This window comes from Micromonospora sp. NPDC005203, from assembly GCF_042872705.1.
GTDB lineage: Bacteria > Actinomycetota > Actinomycetes > Mycobacteriales > Micromonosporaceae > Micromonospora.
On record NZ_JBIAKV010000013.1, the window covers coordinates 41,742 to 59,913 of the forward strand.

Genomic DNA, 18,172 nt, shown 5'->3' on the forward strand with positions numbered 1-18,172 from the left:
GCTGAACGCCGTTACCAGCAGTCCCTGACCATCGACGAGGAGTTGGGCGACCGGGCGGGCGTGGCCACCAGCTACGGTCAGCTCGGCATGCTCGCCGAGCTTCGGGGCGACTACGTCGAGGCTGAACGCCGTTACCAGCAGTCCCTGACCATCGACGAGGAGTTGGGCGACCGGGCGGGCGTGGCCACCAGCTACGGTCAGCTCGGCATGCTCGCCCAGTATCGGGGCGACTACGTCGAGGCTGAACGCCGCTACCAGCAAGCCTTGACCATCAACGAGGAGCTGGGCAGCCGTGCCGGCGTGGCCACCTCAATCAGCCAGCTCGGGGCGCTGAGTAGCGAAACAGGTGAACCCGCCGAGGCGGTGGCCTTCCACTGCCAGGCCCTCGTGATACGGCTCGAGATCGGCGTTCCCCAAGCCGGTTTCGATATCGCTCGACTCCGTGACCTCCTCGGGAAACTCGGCGAACACAGATTTTGCGACGCAGTCGCCACCGTCCTCGATGAACAATCGGTGCAGGCGCTGACCGCTCTACTCGATCAGGCAGAAAGTCCTGAACAAGAAGGCGGCTCATAGAGTCCCGTCCGACGCGGCAAACCCACGAACCGCAGTCTGTGCACTGATCCGGCTCCCCTTTGGAGGCTGGCAGCGACCGAGGCTGCGATCCCGGAGAGCGCACACGGTGCAGTGTCAGCCTTCACCTGAGCCCGTGCCCGATGCAGCGGCGAACACGCCGACCAGCGAAGGTCCAACTGCGGATGCCGCGACGAGGGGCGTGGGCGTAGGGTGCGGTTGATGGTCGGCGATGCGTGGAGGGCTCGGTCTTCGTCTCCCTCATCGCTGTTGGTCGGGCTTGCGAGAAACCCGGCAGCGCCGATCGACGTGCTGCTGCGGCTGGTGGAGTTGTGGCCGGAACAGGCATGCGAGGGGCTGCGGCGCCGCCGCGAGCTGCCGCCGCCGGTGCGGGACGTGATGCTGCGTCATCCCTCACCCACGATCCGCGGCGCGCTCGCCAGCCACCCGCAGGTCGACCCCCTGGCGCGTGCTCACCTGCTGGCCGATCCGGCGTGGCGGGTGAGACATCGCGCGTTCGGCCGACCCGGTCAGGCACCGCTGCCGGACGACGTGCTGGTCAGGTTGTTGACCGAACTCGACGATCCCCCCTCCGACGTGCCGTTCAGCCGCGAGGAGTTGATCGACGAGTTGTTCGGCGCGATGGGGTACGACCGACGTCTGTTCCGGTTGGCCGCCGCGCACCCTCGGCCGGGCGTGCGCCGGTTCGCGGCCGGCTCCGCGATCTGGCTGGACGAGCGGTCGCGCCGGGCACTGCTGGAGGATGAGGTGCCCGAGGTGCGGGCGGCCGCCGTGGCGTCCGACGCGCGCCGCCACCAGGTGATGGAGCCTGCGGATCTGCCGGACCAGCACTGTCACGGATTCTGGTCCGTGCTTCAGCGTCCACTGTCCCCGGCGCTTGTCGATCAGGTGCTCGCCAGCGGCGACGCGGCCGCGCTGCGGGTGATGGCCGAGAACCCGAGCGTCCCACCGGACGTGGTCGAGATGCTGCTGCGCCACCCCGACCCGTCGGTCCGGCAGGGAGTCGCCGGCCGCGTCGACCTGAGCGGCGACCAGCTTGTCAGGCTCTCCACCGACCCGGCGGTCGAGGTCCGAACCGCGGTATCCACCCATCCCGGCCTCAGCGAACCGCAGCGGGCCAGCATCGACATCGACGTGACCACTGTGCCGGACGACGGCCACTTTGGGTCCGCGGACGTGCGTTGCCGCGAGATCCCTATCCCGACGGCACCGCGCCGGAATTCAGCGATGTGCTGCGCTGGGCACGCTCGGTCAACCCGCTGCTACGCCGCCGAGCGGCCCGTAACGCCGAGTTGCCGGGGGAACTCGTCACCGTCCTCGCCGAGGATCCCGACCTGGGCGTACGGGTCCTGCTCGACCAGCACCACCCGCGCTGCTGCTGCGCTGCTTCCTCGAGTACCACTGCTGCGGCCGGGGCCGGTTGAGCGAGCTCCCGCAGTTTCCCACCAACGGGTTGGCCCGTTTCTCCGACGACCCCCGACCCAACGATACGACGGCTCGTCGCCCTCGATCCGCACGCCGACCCGGAAGTCGTCGATCGATTGACCACCGACCCGAGCGCCCCCGTGCGGCAGGTGATGGTCAGCAGCCCACGGCTCCCGGCACCGCGGATCGTCGCGCTTCTCGATGATCCTGAACTGGCCGAGGCCGCTGCGGCCAACCCGGCCCTGCCGGTCGATCAGATGCAGCGCATCCTGGACGGGATGCCCGTGGGCTGACACGAGGCGACCGACGCGTACGCCGGCCCGGCCCCGACCACACGTTCATGCCGAGTGCTGATCCCATCAGCGGGACGGTCAGCTGTGTTTCAGGCCAGCGAAGATGACCGCGAGCGTACGGGCCTGCAGAGGCTCGTCCCACCCGCCGTGCAGGGCACCTTGGCAAACGCTCGCGAGGAGTGCCATCACTTCGGGTAGCCGTACCGGGGCGGCGACGGTGCCGGCGGCCTGGGCCTGTTCCAGCAGCCGGGCCACCGCCTCCTCGAGGTGACCGACCGCGTCGGGCAGCCGGATGTTCACTCCGGACCCGGCGAGCAGGTCGACGACTGTCTTCTTCGCCGCGGCCTGGGCCACCAGGTGGGCGAAGAAGGCGAACAGGTCCCGCTGGGCGGCGTCTTCGACGAGCTGTGCGAGCAGTCGCTTCATGATCGCGGCGAGCAGGTCGTCCTTGGTGGGGAAGTGGCGGAAGACCGTACCGATGGCGACGCCGGCCCGCCGGGCCACCTCCTCGGTGGAGGCTCGGGCGCCGAACTCGGCGAAGACCGCCTCCGCGGCGTCCAGGATGCGTGCGCGGTTGCGCTGCGCGTCGACGCGCAACGACGGACCCTCTACCAAAATGAGTCTCCACTCACTATTATCGGCACAAGTCGAGTGCTGACTCATTATCGGGGAGGACGACCGTGACACCAAGAGCGATCTTCGACAGCATGCGCGCCCAGTGGCTCGCGAACCAGCCCACCTTCGAGGCCGACCTGCTCGCCGACGACGTGGTGATCGAGACACCGTTCGCCGCGCCCGGGCACCCTACGCGTACCGAGGGGAAGCAGCGGGTGCTCGAGTACACACAAGGGAGCCAGGCGGTGTTCCCGGTCCGGTTCGACGACTGCCGCGACGTGGTCGTGCACGAGACCGCTGACCCCGAGGTGATCGTGGTCGAGTACGAACTGGTCGGCACTCACACAGTGACCGGGATAACCGCCTCGGCGCCGTTCATCGGGGTGCTGCGGACCCGGGACGGCAAACTGGCCCACTGGCGCGAGTACCAGCACACCCTCGCCATCGCTCAGGCCGTCGGTCAGGCATAGGCCCGGATCGACGACGATAAACCAGATGCACCCGGCGCCTCAAGGATGGCTGCCGGGCATGGTGGTCGTGGCGTGGCGGTGGCCGCTGCTGGCCGCCGTGGTCTCGCTGGCGGGGATTGGACGTGGCTCGTCGCGCCTGGTAGGCAGGCGGGTGTGCGCATCGTCTCCCTGCTGCCGGCGGCCACGGACATCGTGGCCATGCTTGGCCTGACCGGGCGTCTGGTCGGGCGTACCCACGAGTGTGACTGGCCGCCGGGGACCCTGGCCGATGTCCCGGCGGTGACGGCGACCTCCCTGCCGGAGGCCCTGACGAGCCGGGAGATCTCGGCGGCGATCACCGGTGACGCGCACCGGGGATCATCGCTGTACCAGCTCGACGTCGCCATGCTGGAGGCCCTGAAACCGGATCTGATCCTGACCCAGGATCTGTGCGATGTTTGCGCGGTCTCCTATGAGCGGGTCAACGACGCGGTTCGCCTGATCGATTTCGACACCACTGTGGTGTCCCTGGAGGCGCGGACCATCGCCGGGATCCTGGACACGGTTGATGCCGTGGCCGCGCTGACCGACACCGAGGGCAGGGCGGCGGAGATCCGAGCCGACGCCGGGCGTCGCCTCGCCGCGTTGCCGGGGTCGGTGGCCGGCGCGCCGACGGTGCTGTTCGTCGAGTGGCTCGACCCGTTGATGCCCGGCGGGCACTGGGTGCCGGAGCAGATCGCCTATGCGGGTGGGCGGTCGCTGCTGCTCGGGCCGGGCGCGCACAGCACCCCGCAGCGGTGGTCGGTGGTCGCCGACCTGGCTCCCGAGGTGGTGGTGTTCGGGCCGTGCGGGTTCACGCCCGAGCGGACCTTCGACGAGCTGTCGGTGGCGGCCGCGCAACCCGGCTGGGCGGACCTGCCCGCGGTTCGTCAGGGGCAGGTGTGGGTGGTCGACGGGCCTGCCTACTTCAACCGCCCCGGCCCGAGGGTGGTCGACGGCGCGGAGATCCTCGCCGGCATCCTCGCTGGCCGTCCCGACTCCCGCGCTCGACAGGTCCCCCTCGACGTCGGTTGACACTGCCGCGCCCGACCGGCACGGCGTCGACGGGGGTGCCGTCGATGCTGACCCGGCCGAGGACGTCAGTGCCCCGGGAGGTCGTCGTCAACACCGAGCAGCACGACCTCCAGTCGGCGCGGGCCGTGCACTCCCTCGACCCGGTTCAGCTCGATGTCGCTTGTCGCGGACGGGCCGGAGATCCAGGTCTGGGGCGCGCGTGGGTCCAGCCGGGTCAGCGCCTCCGGCAGCAGGCCGACGACCTGGTCGGCGCGGACGACACAGATGTGCCGGTCGGGCACCAGGGTGAGCGCTCGTCGCCCCTGCGTCGGGCCGGCGTCGAGGATGATGGTGCCCGTGTCGGCGACCGCCACGGCACAACCGGTCAGGACCGCGTCCATGGCGTCAAGCTCGGCCGGTGCGAGTGGGGGAGCGTCGCGCCGCACCTGTCCGGCAAAGCCGGCCAACCAGTCGGCGGGCACATCGGTGGGGACGGCGAGCCGGTCCACCTCGGCCAGCAGCCCGGCCAGGGCGCCGAGGCCCCGGTGGACCGTCGCCCGGTAGTCCTCCAGCCGGTCGACGAAAACCTCGACCAGGTCGGGGCGGTCGTCGGCCCGACGGTATCGGCGGGGCACCCGTACCGGTGGCGGGTTGTCGGCCAGGGCCGTCCGGAGCCGCGCCAGGATCTCGTCGCGCGCGTTCACTGCTGCTCCCACCACTCCCGAAAGGTCTGCGGTGCGGGCAGCGGCAGGTCCCGCGAACGGGTCCACGCCGAGGCGGGCCAGGGCAGCCGGCGCAGCGTCCGCGCGCCGGTGCGTCGTTCGCGGTACGCGCCGAGTGGACCCGCGCCCGTGCGGGCCAGCCGCAGGGCGGCGGCCCAGCGTCGAGGGTTGCGCATCACCCAGGCCAGGACGCGCATGGCGGCCCGTTCGGCGAGTGGGTGCGGCGCCTGCTGGCGGAGGTGGACCAGGATCTCCGGAATGTTGATCTTCACGGGGCACACGTCGTAACAGGCGCCGCAGAGCGTCGACGCGTACGGCAGGGACGCGTTGTCGGCCACCCCGGTCAACTGGGGCGACAGGATCGCGCCGATCGGCCCCGGATACACCGAGCCGTACGCGTGCCCGCCGGCCCGCTCGTACACCGGGCAGACGTTGAGGCACGCGGAGCAGCGGATGCAGGACAGCGCCGGCCGCCCGACCGGGTCGGCCAGCACCGCGGACCGGCCATTGTCGACAAGGACGACGTGCACGGCCTGCGGGCCGTCGCCGGGGGCGACGCCCGTCCACATCGAGGTATACGGGTTCATCCGCTCACCGGTCGAGGACCGCGGCAGCAGTTGCAGGAAGACCTCCAGGTCGGTGAAGGTCGGCAGCAGCTTCTCGACGCCCACGACGCTGATCAGTGTCTCCGGGAGGGTGAGGCACATCCGCCCGTTGCCCTCGGACTCCACCACCACGAGCGTGCCGGTGTCGGCGATGGCGAAGTTGGCGCCGGACACGGCGACCCGGGCCGACAGGAACCGTCGTCGCAGGTGGGCGCGGGCCACCTCGGCCAGGGCGGCCGGCTCGTCGCTGAGGTCGACCGGCGCGTCGGGCATGCGACGCTGGAAGATCTCCCGGATCTGTGTCCGGTTGTAGTGGATCGCCGGCACCAGGATGTGCGAGGGGGTGTCGTCGCCGAGCTGCACGATCAGCTCCGCCAGGTCGGTCTCGTACGCGGCGATCCCGGCCGCCTCCAGGGCCTCGTTGAGTTCGATCTCCTGGGTGGCCATCGACTTGACCTTCACGACCTCGTCGGCCCCGGTGGCCCGGGTCAGCTCGACCACGATCCGGCAGGCCTCGGCCGCGTCCCGGGCCCAGTGGACGGTGGCGCCGGCGGCGGTGGCGGACGCCTCGAACTGCTCCAGCAGCTCCGGCAACCGCCGTTGGACGTCCGCCTTGATCGCGGCGCCGGCGTCGCGCAGAGCCTCCCAGTCGGGCACCTCGTCGACGACCCGGGCGCGCTTGCCGCGGATTGTGCGGGTGGCCCGGTGCAGGTTGGCCCGCAGTTGCGTGTCGGCGACGGCCGGCTTCGCCGCGGTGGGGAAGGGCAGCGGCGTGCGGATCCGCCCGCCTCCGGTGGCCGGTGCGACCGGCCTGTTCACGAGGCGGCTCCCGTCGCGGCGAGGATCTCGGCGTAGTGCAGGGCGCGTACGCCGCAGCGGTGGCGGTCGAGGCCGCCGCCGATGTGCGCCAGGCAGGAGTTGTCGGCGGCGGCGAGCACCCGTGCCCCGGTCTCGCCGACCCGGGCGCACTTGTCGGTGAGCATCGCGGTGGACACGTCCGGGTTCTTCAGGGCGAAGGTGCCGCCGAAGCCGCAGCACTCCTCGGCGTCGGCCAGCTCGACCAGCCGGATCCCGCGCACCTCGCGCAGCAGTCGCAGCGGCCGGTCGCCCAGTCGGAGCAGTCGCAGGCCGTGGCAGGTGGGGTGGTACGTCACCGTCTCCGGGAACTCGGCGCCGACGTCGGTGACGCCGAGGACGTCGACGAGCAGCTCGGACAGCTCGTAGGTGCGGGCGGCCACCGACGTGGCGGGCGGGTGCAGCCGCGGGTACTGGTCGCGGATCATCGCGGTGCACGAACCGGACGGCACGACGACGGCGTCGTACGCGTCGAAGACGTCGACGTAGTTGCGGACCATCGGCATCGCCTCGGCCCGGTAGCCCGTGTTGGCGTGCATCTGCCCGCAACAGCTCTGGCCCGTCGGGAAGTCGACGGTGTGGCCGAGCCGGCGCAGGATGCGGGTGACCGCGATGCCGGTGGCGGGATAGGCGATGTCGTTGACGCAGGTGATGAAAAGAGCTATCCGCATGGCGGTGTCGACCCGCCTTGACTGTGTTGGTGTGAGCGAGTACACACTGGCGAGCAAGATCCTATCGGAAACGGCTCTGCCGCCACCAGGCACCGGAGGATGGTTCGTGAGATTCATGCGCGTCGGGCCCGTCGGGCGGGAACGCCCTGTCCTGTACGTCGACGGGCGGCACCTCGACCTCTCGTCGCTGACCGCCGACATCGACGCGCAGTTCCTCGGCGGCGGCGGCATCCGGCGCGTCCGCGAGGCCACCGACCTGCCCGAGATCGACGTCTCCGGTCAGCGGGTCGGCGCGCCGGTCGCCCGTCCCGGTGTGGTCCTCTGCGTCGGCCAGAACTACGCCGCGCACGCCGCCGAGTCGGGTGCCGAGCCACCCACCGACCCGATCATCTTCTACAAGGCGCCCAACACGGTCGTCGGCCCCCACGACGACGTCCTGATTCCGCGTGGTTCGACGAAGACCGACTGGGAGGTGGAGTTGGCGGTGGTGATCGGTCGGCAGGCCCGCTACCTCGCCTCGCCGGCCGACGCTCTCGGGCACATCGCCGGGTACGTGCTGTCCAACGACGTCTCCGAGCGGGACTTCCAGCTCGCCGTCTCGGGTGGTCAGTGGTCGAAGGGCAAGTCCTGCGAGACGTTCCAACCGCTCGGCCCGTGGCTGGTCACCGCCGACGAGATCGACGACCCGCAGGCGTTGCGGCTGCGCTCCTGGGTCAACGGTGAGCTCCGCCAGGACTCCAGCACGAAGGACATGATCTTCGACGTGGCGTACCTGATCTGGCACCTGTCCCAGTACACGGTCCTGGACCCGGGCGACGTCATCAACACCGGCACCCCGCAGGGCGTGGCGCTCTCCGGCCGGTTCCCGTACCTGGCCGACGGCGACGTGATGGAGGTCGAGATCGAGAGCCTCGGCCGGCAGCGCAGCACGCTGAGAGCTGCCTGATGGCGGTGTCTGTCGACGCGCAGGACTACTCGGGAGGGGAGAGCGGCATGCGGTGTGACGGTCTGGTGGCGGTGGTGACCGGAGGTGGCTCGGGGATCGGCCACGCCTGCGTGCGGGCGTTCCTGGCCGCCGGCGCCCGGGTGGGCGTACTGGATCTGGACCTGTCGGGTCTCCCCGAGGACCCTCGCGTCCACGGCGTCCGCGCGGACGTGGCCGACCGGTCCTCCCTCGATGCGGCCGTCGCCTCGGTCGCCGACACCTTCGGCGGCATCGACATCCTGGTCAACAACGCCGCCATCTCCGCCGTGGGCACGGTGGAGGACAACGACGACGAGCTGTGGAGCAGGGTGCTCGACGTCAACGTCGCCGGCGTGGCCCGGATGAGCGCCGTCGCGCTGCCGTACCTGCGCCGGTCGTCGGCCGCGGCGATCGTCAACATCTCCTCGATCGCGGCGACCGTCGGCCTGCCCCAACGCGCCCTGTACTCGGCGTCGAAGGGCGCCGTGCACGCCCTCACCCTCGCCATGGCCGCCGACCTGGTGACCGAGGGGGTCCGGGTCAACTGTGTCGCCCCCGGCACCGTGGACACGCCCTGGGTGGCCCGCCTGCTCGCCGGCGCGGCCGACCCGACGGCGGAGAAACGGCACCTCGCGTCCCGCCAGCCAACGGGGCGGCTGGTGACCGCCGACGAGGTGGCCGCCGCCGTCGTCTACCTCGCGTCGCCGGCGACCGGGTCGGTGACCGGGTCGTCGCTCCCGGTGGATGGCGGCATGTCCGGCCTGCGACTACCCGCTCGGGTCACCTCCGCGCCCGCCCCCGGGGGACCGGGCGCGGTCGGCTCCTGAGGGGTCCGGGGGCGCGTGACATGATTGCGCCATGGGGAAACAGCAGGACGTCGGCGAGCCCGACCGTCACAGCGGGTCCGACGTCGCCGACCACCGTCCGATCGGTGGCAGCGCGGACGCACGGCTCGCCCTCGCTCAGGACCCCAACACGCCACAGATGACGCTTATCGACCTGGCGTCCGATCCGTCGGCCGTGGTCCGTAAGGCGGTCGCCGCTCGGGCCGACGCGCCCGCACAGGCCCTGCGGCCGCTGACCCGGGACCATGATCGTCAGGTGCGGGAGGCTGTGGCGAGCAACCCCTCGGCCTCGATCGCCAACCTCATGCGTCTGGTCAAGGACGCCGACCGGTGGATCCGCTGGGCGGTCGCCGGCAACCCCGCGTGTGACGAGTCGATCCGCCGGGTCATGTCCGAGGCATCGGACAAGGAGCTTCGCGGTCTCCTCGCGGAGCGCCGGGACCTGGAGCCGGAGCTGGCCGCCAAGCTTGCCGACGACGTCTCACCCGAGGTGCGGGAGCGACTTGCCAGCCACACCCACGACCCGGACGTGATCACCCTTCTGCTGGCCGATCGCACCGCACGCGTACGCAAGGGGTTGGCCCGCAACCCGCGGACCACCGCCGCGCAGCGCAGCGCGCTCGCCGCGGACCCGGTGGTCGACGTCCGCGTCGCGCTGTTACGTGCGGTCGAGCTGGGTGAGGCGGACCTGGCGCTGCTGCTCGACGACCGCTCGGTCCAGGTCCGCCTGGCCATGGCCACGAGCGAGCTCGTGCCGGCGCACATCCGGCAGGCACTCGCCCGCGATCCCGACGAGATGGTGGCCAGCGCGGCCCGGGACTTTCGCCCGGGGTCCGGCACCTCCTCGGCGGTCCGGGCTCCCCGCATCGCGCACCGGCCCTCCACCGCCGGCGCGGGCCGTCGCGGCGGCACGTCGCGGTAGGGCGGCGCCGGCCTCGCAGAGTGCAGCACCTGTACTCAGGATGGTCTCCAAACATTCACAACTGTCGTCCCGATCCTCTCTAGGCTGCGAATGTCCAGTTTTGGGCGTATGTCGGCAGGAGAGGACCAGCGGTGCGTATCAGAAGACTCAGGTCAAGGTTCGTGGCGATGGCCGCGACGGTGGCCCTCGCCGTGGCGGGTGAACCACTCGTCGGCGGTACGGCACACGCCGCCGAGCCCTCCCAGTTCAACGTCGTGGGCGGTGCGATCCGACCGGCGACCGGCACCCCCGTGCCCGCCTCCGGAACGCACGCGTCGCTGTGGAGCAACTCCCATTACGCCACCACGAGCGTCAACGGCTCCGGGCGGGTGCTGATCGGGGCCATCGGTGACAACTGCCAGGGCTGGCCGACCGTACGGGTGAGCGTCGACGGCGTCAGTGTCGGCCAGACCACAATCGTCAGCGCGACGAGTTACGGCACGTACCCGGTCGGCGCGGCGGTCGGCGCCGGCCAGCACACCGTGCAGATCCAGTTCGTCAACGACTTCCGGGACGACGCCTGCGACCGCAACGTCCACATCGCGTACGCGCGGATGGAGACCGCCGGCGCCACCGACACGACGTTCAGCTTCGCCGTCCTGCCGGACACCCAGCAGGAGGTGCTCAACAGCGGCGACACCCGCTTTCTCAACCGCACGAACTGGCTGGTGCAGAACCGGTCCGCGCTGGACCTCCGCTTCGTGACCTCCTCCGGTGACGTGGTCAACTGGGACACCCCCGACCACTCGCAGTACGTCATCGCCCGCACCGCGATGCGGCCGATCGAGAACGCCGCCATCCCGTACGCGCTGGCGCTGGGCAACCACGACACCCAGGCCCCCGGTCCCGGCGGCTCCGCCCGCGACCCCGCCCGCACCCGCGAACTCATCCGCGACACCAGCGTGTTCAACAGGTACTTCACGGTCAGCCAGTACCGGGCGGTCCGGGGACAGTTCGAGGCTGGCAAGGTCGACAACTCGTACTCGACCTTCGAGGCCGGTGGCGTGCAGTGGATGGTGCTGACCCTGGAGCTGTGGCCCCGGGTCGCCGCCGTGAACTGGGCCAGGAGCGTCGTCGCCGCCAATCCCCGGCACAACGTCATCGTCGTCACCCACGACTACATCGACGGCAACGGCAATATCGAGCAGAGCGCCGGCTACGGCGAGACCAGCCCGCAGTATCTCTTCGACAACCTGGTCAAGCAGTACGCCAACATCCGGTTCGTCTTCTCCGGTCACACCGGCATCGCCGGCAACCGGGTCGACACCGGAGTCCACGGCAACAAGGTCTACTCGTTCCTCCAGACGTTCCACTCCAACAGCACCAACCCGGTCCGCCTGGTCGAGATCGACACCGCCGCCAACTCGCTGCGGACCTGGATCTACGCGCCGCACAACAACCGGTCGTTCACCGCGTACGACAGGTCGTTCACCGGCATCGGGGTGGTCCGCTGACCCGTACCCCGTTCTGTGCTGTGGCCTTGGCGGTTGGCGGCGGAGCAGCCGCCTCAACCGCCGAGGCCCGGCAGCCGCATGGTGAAGTGCGTGGCCCGGAGCGGCCCGGACCATCCGGTAAGCCCACGGTGATGACGTGTTAGGTTAGCCTGCCCTAATCCGCCGTCCCGGAGTTGCCCATGACCGCATCGACCCGACAGCGGGACAGCCGCCAGTGACAGCGACCGAGATCACCGGTGGCGTGGTGCTCCGTCGCGCGCTCCGTCGACAGCGCCGTCGGGTCGTTCTCGGCGTCGCGCTGCTGTGCACACACCAGGCCGCCGAGGCCCTCGTCCCGGTCGCCATCGGCGTCGTCATCGATCGTGCGGTCGCCACCGGGGACGGCGGCGCGCTGCTGCTCTCGCTCGCCGGCCTGGCCGGCCTGTTCACCGTCCTCGCCTTTGCCTACCGCACCGGCGCCCGGCTGGCGTACGCCGCGGTCGAACACGAGGCGCACGCCACGCGGGTCGACATCGTCCGCAGCGCCCTCGACCCGCGCGGACACGGTTCCGGCATGCGCGACGGAGAGCTGCTCTCCGTCACGGCCTCCGATGCCGAGCTGAGCGCGCTTGTCGTCCGGGTCGCCGGGCTCACCGCAGCGGCGTTCACCGCCATCGTGGTCGCGGCCGTCGCGCTGCTCGTCGTCGACATCCCACTCGGGCTCGGGGTGCTCGTCGGCGTACCCCTGCTGGTCGTCGCCCTGCACCGGATGGCGCCGCTGCTCACCCGGCGCAGCACCGCGCAGCAGGAAGCCCTCGCGGCCACCACCGCGCTCGCCGTCGACCTCGTCACCGGCCTGCGCGTGCTGCGCGGCATCGGCGCGCAGGACCATGCCGCACGCCGGTACGCGGGCGCCAGCCGCCACGCGCTCGACGTCACCCTGCGTGCCGCGACCACCAAGGGACTGCACCTGGGGCTCACCACCTTGGTCAACGGTCTCTTCCTCGCGGCGGTCGCCGGTGTCGCGGGCTGGCTCGCGCTCCAGGGCCGGCTCACCATCGGCGAACTCGTCGCCGTCGTCGGGCTGGCCCAGTTCATCGCCGAACCGGTGCAGACGCTCGGGTACTGCGTGCAGTTGTTCGCCATGGCCCGCGCCTCCGCCGGTCGGGTCGCCCGGGTGCTCGGTGCCGCGCCGGCCACCCGCCCGGGTAGCGCCGGGCCGCCGGCCCCGAGCCCGTCGCGGCTGGCCCTCGACGGGGTCCGCTACGCCGGCCTGCACGACGTCAGCCTGCACGTCCGCTCCGGTGAGGTTCTCGGCGTGCTCGCCTACGATCCGGGCGACGCCGAGGCGCTTGTCACGCTCCTGTCCGGCGGTGTGCCCCGCCCGGACTACCGGGGCTCGCTGTGCGTCGACGGCGTGCCCGCCGACGAACTGCACATCGACGCCGTACGCGCCGCCGTCCTGGTCGAGCAGCACGACGTGGCACTGTTCGAGGGGACGCTGCGCGCCAACCTCAGCGCCGGGGCACACGTCGATGACACGCTTCTGTGGTCGGCTGTGCGTGCCGCCGCCGCCGAGGACGTGCTCGCCGCGCACCCGCACGGGCTCGACCGCCTGCTCACCGAACGGGGGGCGAACCTGTCCGGCGGGCAGCGGCAACGGATCGGGCTGGCCAGGGCACTCGTCGCCGATCCGCCGGTGCTGGTGCTGCACAACCCCACCACGGCCGTCGACGCGGTGACCGAGGGGCTGCTCGCCGAGGGACTGGCCGCGGCTCGCGGCGCGGCGGACCGCGGCACCGTGCTGATCACCACCAGTCCGGCGCTGCTGCGCGCCACGCACCGGGTCGCGGTGCTCGACCGGGGGCGGATCGTCGCCGAGGGTCCGCACGAGAGGCTGCTCGCCACCGACACCCGCTACCGCGAGGAGGTCCTACGGTGACCGAGGCGTCAATCGAAAGCCGGCAACTGCTGCCGACGGCCACCGCTCGGCAGACCTGGGTCGCCCTCCGTAGCGAGGCGGGCCGCCTGCCGCGGCTCAGCGTCACCGCCGGCACGTTGCTGGTCGCCGCCGCCGCGACCGGGCTCGTCGCCCCCTGGGTGCTCGGTCGCCTCGTCGACGACGTCATCGCCGGATCCGACACACCGCGGATCGTCGCCTGGGCGGGTGTGATCGCGGGCGCGGCGGTGCTCGCGGGGCTCCTCACCGCGGTCGGAGCGGCGGTCGCCGCCCGACTCGGCGAGACCGTGCTGGCCCGGCTGCGGGAACGGGTGCTCGACCGTGCCCTGCACCTGCCGTCGGCCACCCTGGAACGGGCCGGGACCGGGGACCTGGTGGCACGTGCCGGCGACGACGTGGCCGTCGTGACGAACGTGATCGCCACCAGCGGTCCCGCCTTCCTCGGCGCGCTGCTGTCCGTCGTGCTGACCGCGTTGGGGCTCTTCGCCCTCGACTGGCGACTCGGCATCGCCGGGCTGGTCGCCGCCCCGGCGTACGCGGTGGCGCTGCGCTGGTACCTGAAGCGGTCGATCCCGTACTACGCCCGGGAGCGGGTGGCGACGGGCGAGCGCGCACAGGCGACGGCCGAGGCGCTGCGCGGCTCGGCGACCGTGCGCGCCTACCGGATGGAGGACGCCCACGTCGCACGGATCGCGGGCCGCTCCGCCGTGGCCCGTGACCTGTCGCTGGAGATCTTCGGACTGTTCACGCGGTTCGGGCTGCGCATCAACCGGTCGGAGTTCGTGGGGCTCGCCGCCGTGCTGCTCGCCGGGTTCCTCCTGGTCCGCGACGACCTCGTCTCGGTGGGTGCCGCCACCACCGCCGCGCTCTACTTCCACCGCCTCTTCAACCCCATCGGGCTGCTGCTGTTCGAGTCGGACTCCGTCCTGCAGGCCGGGGCGAGCCTCGCCCGCCTCGTCGGCGTCACCACCCTGCCGGCCACCGCGTCTCCCGAGCGTCCCGAGCGCGCCGGACCCGAGCCGGCAGCGCTGGAGGTGGTCGTCGGGCAGCACCGATACGACGACGGACCCGTCGTACTGCGCGACATCACCCTGCGGCTGGCACCCGGTGAGCGCGTCGCCCTCGTCGGCGCGAGCGGGGCGGGCAAGAGCACGCTCGCCGGCATCATTGCCGGCATCATCGCGCCGACTTACGGTGCGGTGCGCCTCCGCGGCGTGCCGCTGGCGGACCTCGGTGAGCACCGCCTTCGCCGCGAGATCGCGCTGATCAGCCAGGAGGTGCACGTCTTCGCCGGGCCGCTCGCCGACGACCTGCGGCTGGCCGATCCGGACGCCACCGACGCGGAGCTGACCGCCGCACTCGACCGGGTCGGTGTCACCGACTGGCTGCGTGCCCTCCCGGAGAGCCTCGCCACCGCGGTGGGGGAGGGCGGACGGCGCCTCACCTCGGCCCAGGCCCAGCAGCTCGCATTGGCCCGCCTCGTCCTCGCCGACCCCGCCGTCGCGATCCTCGACGAGGCCACCGCGGAGGCGGGCAGCGCGGGCGCACGCGACCTCGACCGCGCCGCCGTCGCGGCCACCGAGGGCCGGACCACGCTCATCGTCGCCCACCGGCTCAGCCAGGCGGCCACCGCGGACCGCATCGTCGTCCTGGACCACGGCCGGATCGCCGAACAGGGTACGCACGCCGAGTTGCTCCAGGCCGGGGGCGGGTACAGCCGGCTCTGGCGTTCCTGGAGCATGCCCCACCTCGTGCCGCGCGGGCGGGAGAGCACCGAGCAGACCCGGGACCAGCCGGTCCGAGGCTGAGCGGCCGACGGGGGCGCGCGTCGGCCGGCCGTGACCCCGCCCGCGGAGGGGGCGGCGGTGTCAGCCGAACGGGGAGTTCCGGGAACTTTCCGGGACCGGCCGCCGACCACCAGAGTGCGCGGCTCAGCGGCGCGATCCGACGACGGCTTTCGGCATGGAGGAGCGCCCGTGGCACCCAGGACGGTGGTCTGTGCGCAACGGCGGCGCTGACGACGATCAGGTGACCCGCTGGGCGCAGGAGGCGGGCCGCGGCGACCGGCAGGCCGCCACGGCGTTCGTCCGGGCACTGCACGACCAGGTCTGGCGGTTCCTGTCACACCTGGCCGGGCCGGGTGAGGCCGACGATCTGACCCAGGAGACGTTCCTGCGCGCATTTCGCAACCTGCCCGGCTTCGCCGGCCGCTCCTCGGCGCGTACCTGGGTGTTCACCATCGCGCGGCGCGTTGCCGTGGATCACGTCCGGGCGGCGGTCGCCCGGCCACGGTTGGCCTCGGTGCCGGACTGGCAGGCGGCGGCCGAGGCCGCCGGTGCGATCACGGCCGGCGCCGACGAGGGTGTCACCCTCCAGCAGGTGATCTCCGGTCTGAGCCGGGAGCGGCGCGAGGCGTTCGTCGCCACCCAGGTGCTCGGCCTGTCCTACGCCGAGGCGGCAGAAGTCTGCCAGTGCCCGGTCGGCACCATCCGCTCCCGCGTCGCGCGGGCACGCGAGGATCTCGCCGCGGCCTGGCAGATCGACAGTGGCCAGACCAGCGGGAAACGAACCGGCTGAGCTGTTCGGCGCAGGTGGCACCGTCGCTCAAATCTGGGCGTAGCGGGTGCCCGTCCAGCGATAGGTGCGATCCACCGGCACCTCGGGCTCGGCGTACTTCTTGAACGAGGAGATGACCAGTCGACCGCCGGTGACCCGCACGTCGTTGCCCGCCTCGGCCACCGGCCCGACCCAACTGCCGACCAGCTGACCGGTGCGCCCGGTGACGACCAGGACCTGACCGGAGGCGTCCTCGTCGCCGGCGCCGGACAGACAGGACCCGTACAAGACCGCCTCGTCGCGGCCGTCGCCGTTCAGGTCGCCGAACGTCGCGGCGCCCTCGTCGTATGCGGACGAGATCGAGATGTGCGGACCGTCGCCCGGCTGGCCGCCCCTGCCGTCGACGAAGCGGATCCTGCCGGTCAGGCACTCGTCGCCCGTCGACGCCGTCATGGTGATCGTGGCGTTCGCCCAGTCGACGCCGCGCATGCTCAGCGGCGTCGGAGCGCTGCCGGTCGCGCTCGGTGTGCCGATCGGTGATGACGACCGCGACGGGGTCCGTCGGTCGGGTGGTGGTGTCGAGGGCGACGTCGTCGCCGGTGTGGGCGGTGGCGCCGGCGTGGGGGAGACGCTCACCGACGGTGTCGGGGTGGGCCCGATGATCGGTGGGTCCCGGTCTGGATCGGGACCGAGTCGGGTGATCGTCGCGATGCTCCCGGCGGCGACCGCCACCACCGCGGCGAAGGACAGCGCGACCTTCGTCCTGGTACGACGCCGGGCCCGGCGCACGATCACGTCGGCCGAGGGCGCGGCGAACGACAGGTGGCCGCTGTCGGCGTACGACCGCAGCATGAAACCGGCGACGGCGTCTCGACCGGGATCCGGCTCCGGGGGTGTCACGACGTGACCGCCTCTCCGCTCGACGTTTCGCTCAGATGCTCCGCCAGTTTCGCCCGGCCGCGGTGCAGCCACGACACCACCGTGCCCTGCGGTACGCCGAGGCTGGCGGCAATCTCGGCGGTCGGCAGGTCGGCGATGTAGTGCAGCACGATCACCCGGCGCTGCCGCTCGGGCAGCGTACGCAGGGCGGTGACAAGCGCCACGTGGTCCGGCTGGACCGCCGGCACGGGCGGCACGACGGGCTGGCGGCGTAACGCGCGGGCCGCGACGGTGAGCCGGCGCAGCCGGTTGGTGGCGAGGTTCCAGGCCACCCGGCGCACCCAGGCCACCGGATCGTCGTACAAGGAGATGTCGCGCCACTTCTGCCAGGCCCGCAGGAACGCCTCCTGGCTCACGTCCTCGGCCTCGGCCCGGTCGCCGAGGTACGCGTGGATCTGCGCGCTGATCCGGCCGTAGCAGGTCTGGAAGAACCGGTCGAAGGCGGCACGGTCGTCCGGCTGGTCGCCTCGCACGGCACCTCCTGTGGTCGCGGGTCCTCCACCACAGACACACCCGGGGCCGGCCGCCGATTGCACCTGACCCGGATGCAATCGGCGAGACCACAGTGGCGTGTCCAAGGTAGAGCATTCCCACCGACCGCCCCGGAGGAACTCGTGTCACGTACCGGCCTGATCACGACCGTCACCGCACTCACGCTCGGCGCATCGGCGTGCGCGGCGCCGGCGCAGGACGTCCCCGGCGCGCCCGCCGCGAACCCGACGGTGCCGCCGTCGTCGCCGTCGAGCCCGTCGGCGTCACCGTCCGCGGCGGAGGCGTCGCCGTCGGGCGACGGCGTCTTCTCGGGTACGCGGAAGGTCGCCATCGCGATGGAGTCGGGTCCACCGGCGTACCTCGTGGTCGGGGCGGACGGGAAGGTCGTCGGTAACGTGCGGCTGACCGAACGCAGCGTCTTCGTCCCCGTCCCGGCCGGTGCCCGTCACCAGATCAGGACCGCCTTCGCCGACAACTCGTGCGTGGGGGTACGCCGCGACGCGGGCCGGCCGCCGACCCTCGTGGTCGCCGTCTGTGCCCCCGAGGCGGAGGGGCAACTCTTCCGCTTCGTTGCGACCGACCAACGGGACAGCGAGGGCCGCCGCACCTACCGGATCGAGAGCGCGTCCGGTCCCGTCACCTTCGACTCGCGCGACGGGCTGCACGTCCAGGACCCCGCCAACGACGCCCGCGTCACCGGGTTCGCGGTGCTCGACCGGGGACCAGCCTGATCAGGCCGG

General features: G+C 71.9%; 19 protein-coding genes. 13 read left to right on the forward strand and 6 right to left on the reverse strand.

Features of this window, described 5'->3' with window-relative positions; genetic code table 11:
- The 3 genes from ACFYPM_RS24995 to ACFYPM_RS25005 form a co-directional block, all read left to right on the forward strand.
- On the forward strand, positions 1 to 576 hold a 576-nt coding region (locus ACFYPM_RS24995; protein WP_387201426.1), incomplete at its 5' end, for a tetratricopeptide repeat protein.
- A 306-nt stretch (positions 577 to 882) separates the two neighbouring features.
- Positions 883 to 2,139, forward strand: a complete 1,257-nt coding sequence (locus ACFYPM_RS25000; protein WP_387201429.1) for a hypothetical protein — start codon at positions 883 to 885, stop codon at positions 2,137 to 2,139.
- Complete coding sequence (locus ACFYPM_RS25005) at positions 2,136 to 2,312, forward strand: hypothetical protein (RefSeq protein ID WP_387201431.1); 177 nt, start codon at positions 2,136 to 2,138, stop codon at positions 2,310 to 2,312. Before ACFYPM_RS25000 ends, ACFYPM_RS25005 begins: the two co-directional genes overlap by 4 nt.
- Before the next feature lie 78 nt (positions 2,313 to 2,390).
- Here ACFYPM_RS25005 and ACFYPM_RS25010 read toward each other — a convergent pair whose 3' ends face one another.
- The gene (locus ACFYPM_RS25010) at positions 2,391 to 2,909 is read right to left on the reverse strand and encodes a TetR family transcriptional regulator (RefSeq protein WP_387201434.1); all 519 of its coding nucleotides are present in this window, start codon (positions 2,907 to 2,909) and stop codon (positions 2,391 to 2,393) included.
- An 83-nt stretch (positions 2,910 to 2,992) separates the two neighbouring features.
- Here ACFYPM_RS25010 and ACFYPM_RS25015 point away from each other — a divergent pair, with 83 nt between their 5' ends.
- Both ACFYPM_RS25015 and ACFYPM_RS25020 read left to right on the forward strand, forming a co-directional pair.
- Entirely contained in the window at positions 2,993 to 3,397 is a 405-nt protein-coding gene (locus tag ACFYPM_RS25015) for a nuclear transport factor 2 family protein (protein WP_387201437.1), read from the forward strand.
- 153 nt (positions 3,398 to 3,550) lie between these two features.
- Complete coding sequence (locus ACFYPM_RS25020) at positions 3,551 to 4,450, forward strand: ABC transporter substrate-binding protein (RefSeq protein WP_387201440.1); 900 nt, start codon at positions 3,551 to 3,553, stop codon at positions 4,448 to 4,450.
- Positions 4,451 to 4,515: 65 nt separating this feature from the next.
- Here the strand turns inward: ACFYPM_RS25020 and ACFYPM_RS25025 are convergent, their stop codons facing one another.
- From ACFYPM_RS25025 to ACFYPM_RS25035, 3 genes are read right to left on the reverse strand one after another with little or no spacing between them, the layout of a single operon-like run.
- Positions 4,516 to 5,133 carry a lactate utilization protein C gene (locus ACFYPM_RS25025; protein WP_387201443.1) on the reverse strand — a complete coding sequence of 206 codons (618 nt, stop codon included), beginning with the start codon at positions 5,131 to 5,133 and terminating at the stop codon, positions 4,516 to 4,518.
- The gene (locus tag ACFYPM_RS25030; RefSeq protein WP_387201446.1) at positions 5,130 to 6,575 is read right to left on the reverse strand and encodes a LutB/LldF family L-lactate oxidation iron-sulfur protein; all 1,446 of its coding nucleotides are present in this window, start codon (positions 6,573 to 6,575) and stop codon (positions 5,130 to 5,132) included. The genes ACFYPM_RS25025 and ACFYPM_RS25030 overlap by 4 nt, the downstream gene beginning before the upstream one ends.
- Complete coding sequence (locus ACFYPM_RS25035) at positions 6,572 to 7,282, reverse strand: (Fe-S)-binding protein (RefSeq protein WP_387201449.1); 711 nt, start codon at positions 7,280 to 7,282, stop codon at positions 6,572 to 6,574. Before ACFYPM_RS25035 ends, ACFYPM_RS25030 begins: the two co-directional genes overlap by 4 nt.
- 106 nt (positions 7,283 to 7,388) lie before the next feature.
- On the opposite strand from ACFYPM_RS25035, the gene ACFYPM_RS25040 reads away from it, so the two are divergent.
- The 7 genes from ACFYPM_RS25040 to ACFYPM_RS25070 all read left to right on the forward strand — a co-directional run bounded on the left by ACFYPM_RS25040 (position 7,389) and on the right by ACFYPM_RS25070 (position 16,022).
- The gene (locus ACFYPM_RS25040) at positions 7,389 to 8,228 is read left to right on the forward strand and encodes a fumarylacetoacetate hydrolase family protein (protein WP_387201452.1); all 840 of its coding nucleotides are present in this window, start codon (positions 7,389 to 7,391) and stop codon (positions 8,226 to 8,228) included.
- The gene (locus tag ACFYPM_RS25045) at positions 8,228 to 9,073 is read left to right on the forward strand and encodes an SDR family NAD(P)-dependent oxidoreductase (RefSeq protein ID WP_387201455.1); all 846 of its coding nucleotides are present in this window, start codon (positions 8,228 to 8,230) and stop codon (positions 9,071 to 9,073) included. Before ACFYPM_RS25040 ends, ACFYPM_RS25045 begins: the two co-directional genes overlap by 1 nt.
- A gap of 31 nt (positions 9,074 to 9,104) precedes the next feature.
- Positions 9,105 to 10,013, forward strand: a complete 909-nt coding sequence (locus tag ACFYPM_RS25050; RefSeq protein ID WP_387201458.1) for a hypothetical protein — start codon at positions 9,105 to 9,107, stop codon at positions 10,011 to 10,013.
- A gap of 167 nt (positions 10,014 to 10,180) precedes the next feature.
- A complete protein-coding gene (locus ACFYPM_RS25055) occupies positions 10,181 to 11,506 on the forward strand; it encodes a carbohydrate-binding domain-containing protein (protein ID WP_387201460.1) in 1,326 nt (441 codons plus the stop codon).
- Between the two features lie 214 nt (positions 11,507 to 11,720).
- Positions 11,721 to 13,427, forward strand: a complete 1,707-nt coding sequence (locus ACFYPM_RS25060) for an ABC transporter transmembrane domain-containing protein (protein WP_387201463.1) — start codon at positions 11,721 to 11,723, stop codon at positions 13,425 to 13,427.
- Positions 13,424 to 15,253 (forward strand): ABC transporter ATP-binding protein, encoded by a 1,830-nt coding sequence (locus tag ACFYPM_RS25065; protein WP_387201466.1) that lies wholly within the window; start codon positions 13,424 to 13,426, stop codon positions 15,251 to 15,253. The genes ACFYPM_RS25060 and ACFYPM_RS25065 overlap by 4 nt, the downstream gene beginning before the upstream one ends.
- Before the next feature lie 154 nt (positions 15,254 to 15,407).
- Positions 15,408 to 16,022, forward strand: coding sequence for a sigma-70 family RNA polymerase sigma factor (locus tag ACFYPM_RS25070; protein ID WP_387201469.1), 615 nt, complete (start codon positions 15,408 to 15,410; stop codon positions 16,020 to 16,022).
- Positions 16,023 to 16,049: 27 nt separating this feature from the next.
- Here the strand turns inward: ACFYPM_RS25070 and ACFYPM_RS25075 are convergent, their stop codons facing one another.
- A complete protein-coding gene (locus ACFYPM_RS25075; protein WP_387201472.1) occupies positions 16,050 to 16,901 on the reverse strand; it encodes a hypothetical protein in 852 nt (283 codons plus the stop codon).
- The gene (locus ACFYPM_RS25080) at positions 16,898 to 17,413 is read right to left on the reverse strand and encodes an RNA polymerase sigma factor (RefSeq protein ID WP_387201474.1); all 516 of its coding nucleotides are present in this window, start codon (positions 17,411 to 17,413) and stop codon (positions 16,898 to 16,900) included. Before ACFYPM_RS25080 ends, ACFYPM_RS25075 begins: the two co-directional genes overlap by 4 nt.
- Positions 17,414 to 17,554: 141 nt before the next feature.
- Here ACFYPM_RS25080 and ACFYPM_RS25085 point away from each other — a divergent pair, with 141 nt between their 5' ends.
- Entirely contained in the window at positions 17,555 to 18,163 is a 609-nt protein-coding gene (locus ACFYPM_RS25085; RefSeq protein ID WP_387201476.1) for a hypothetical protein, read from the forward strand.
- Positions 18,164 to 18,172 lie beyond the last annotated feature (9 nt).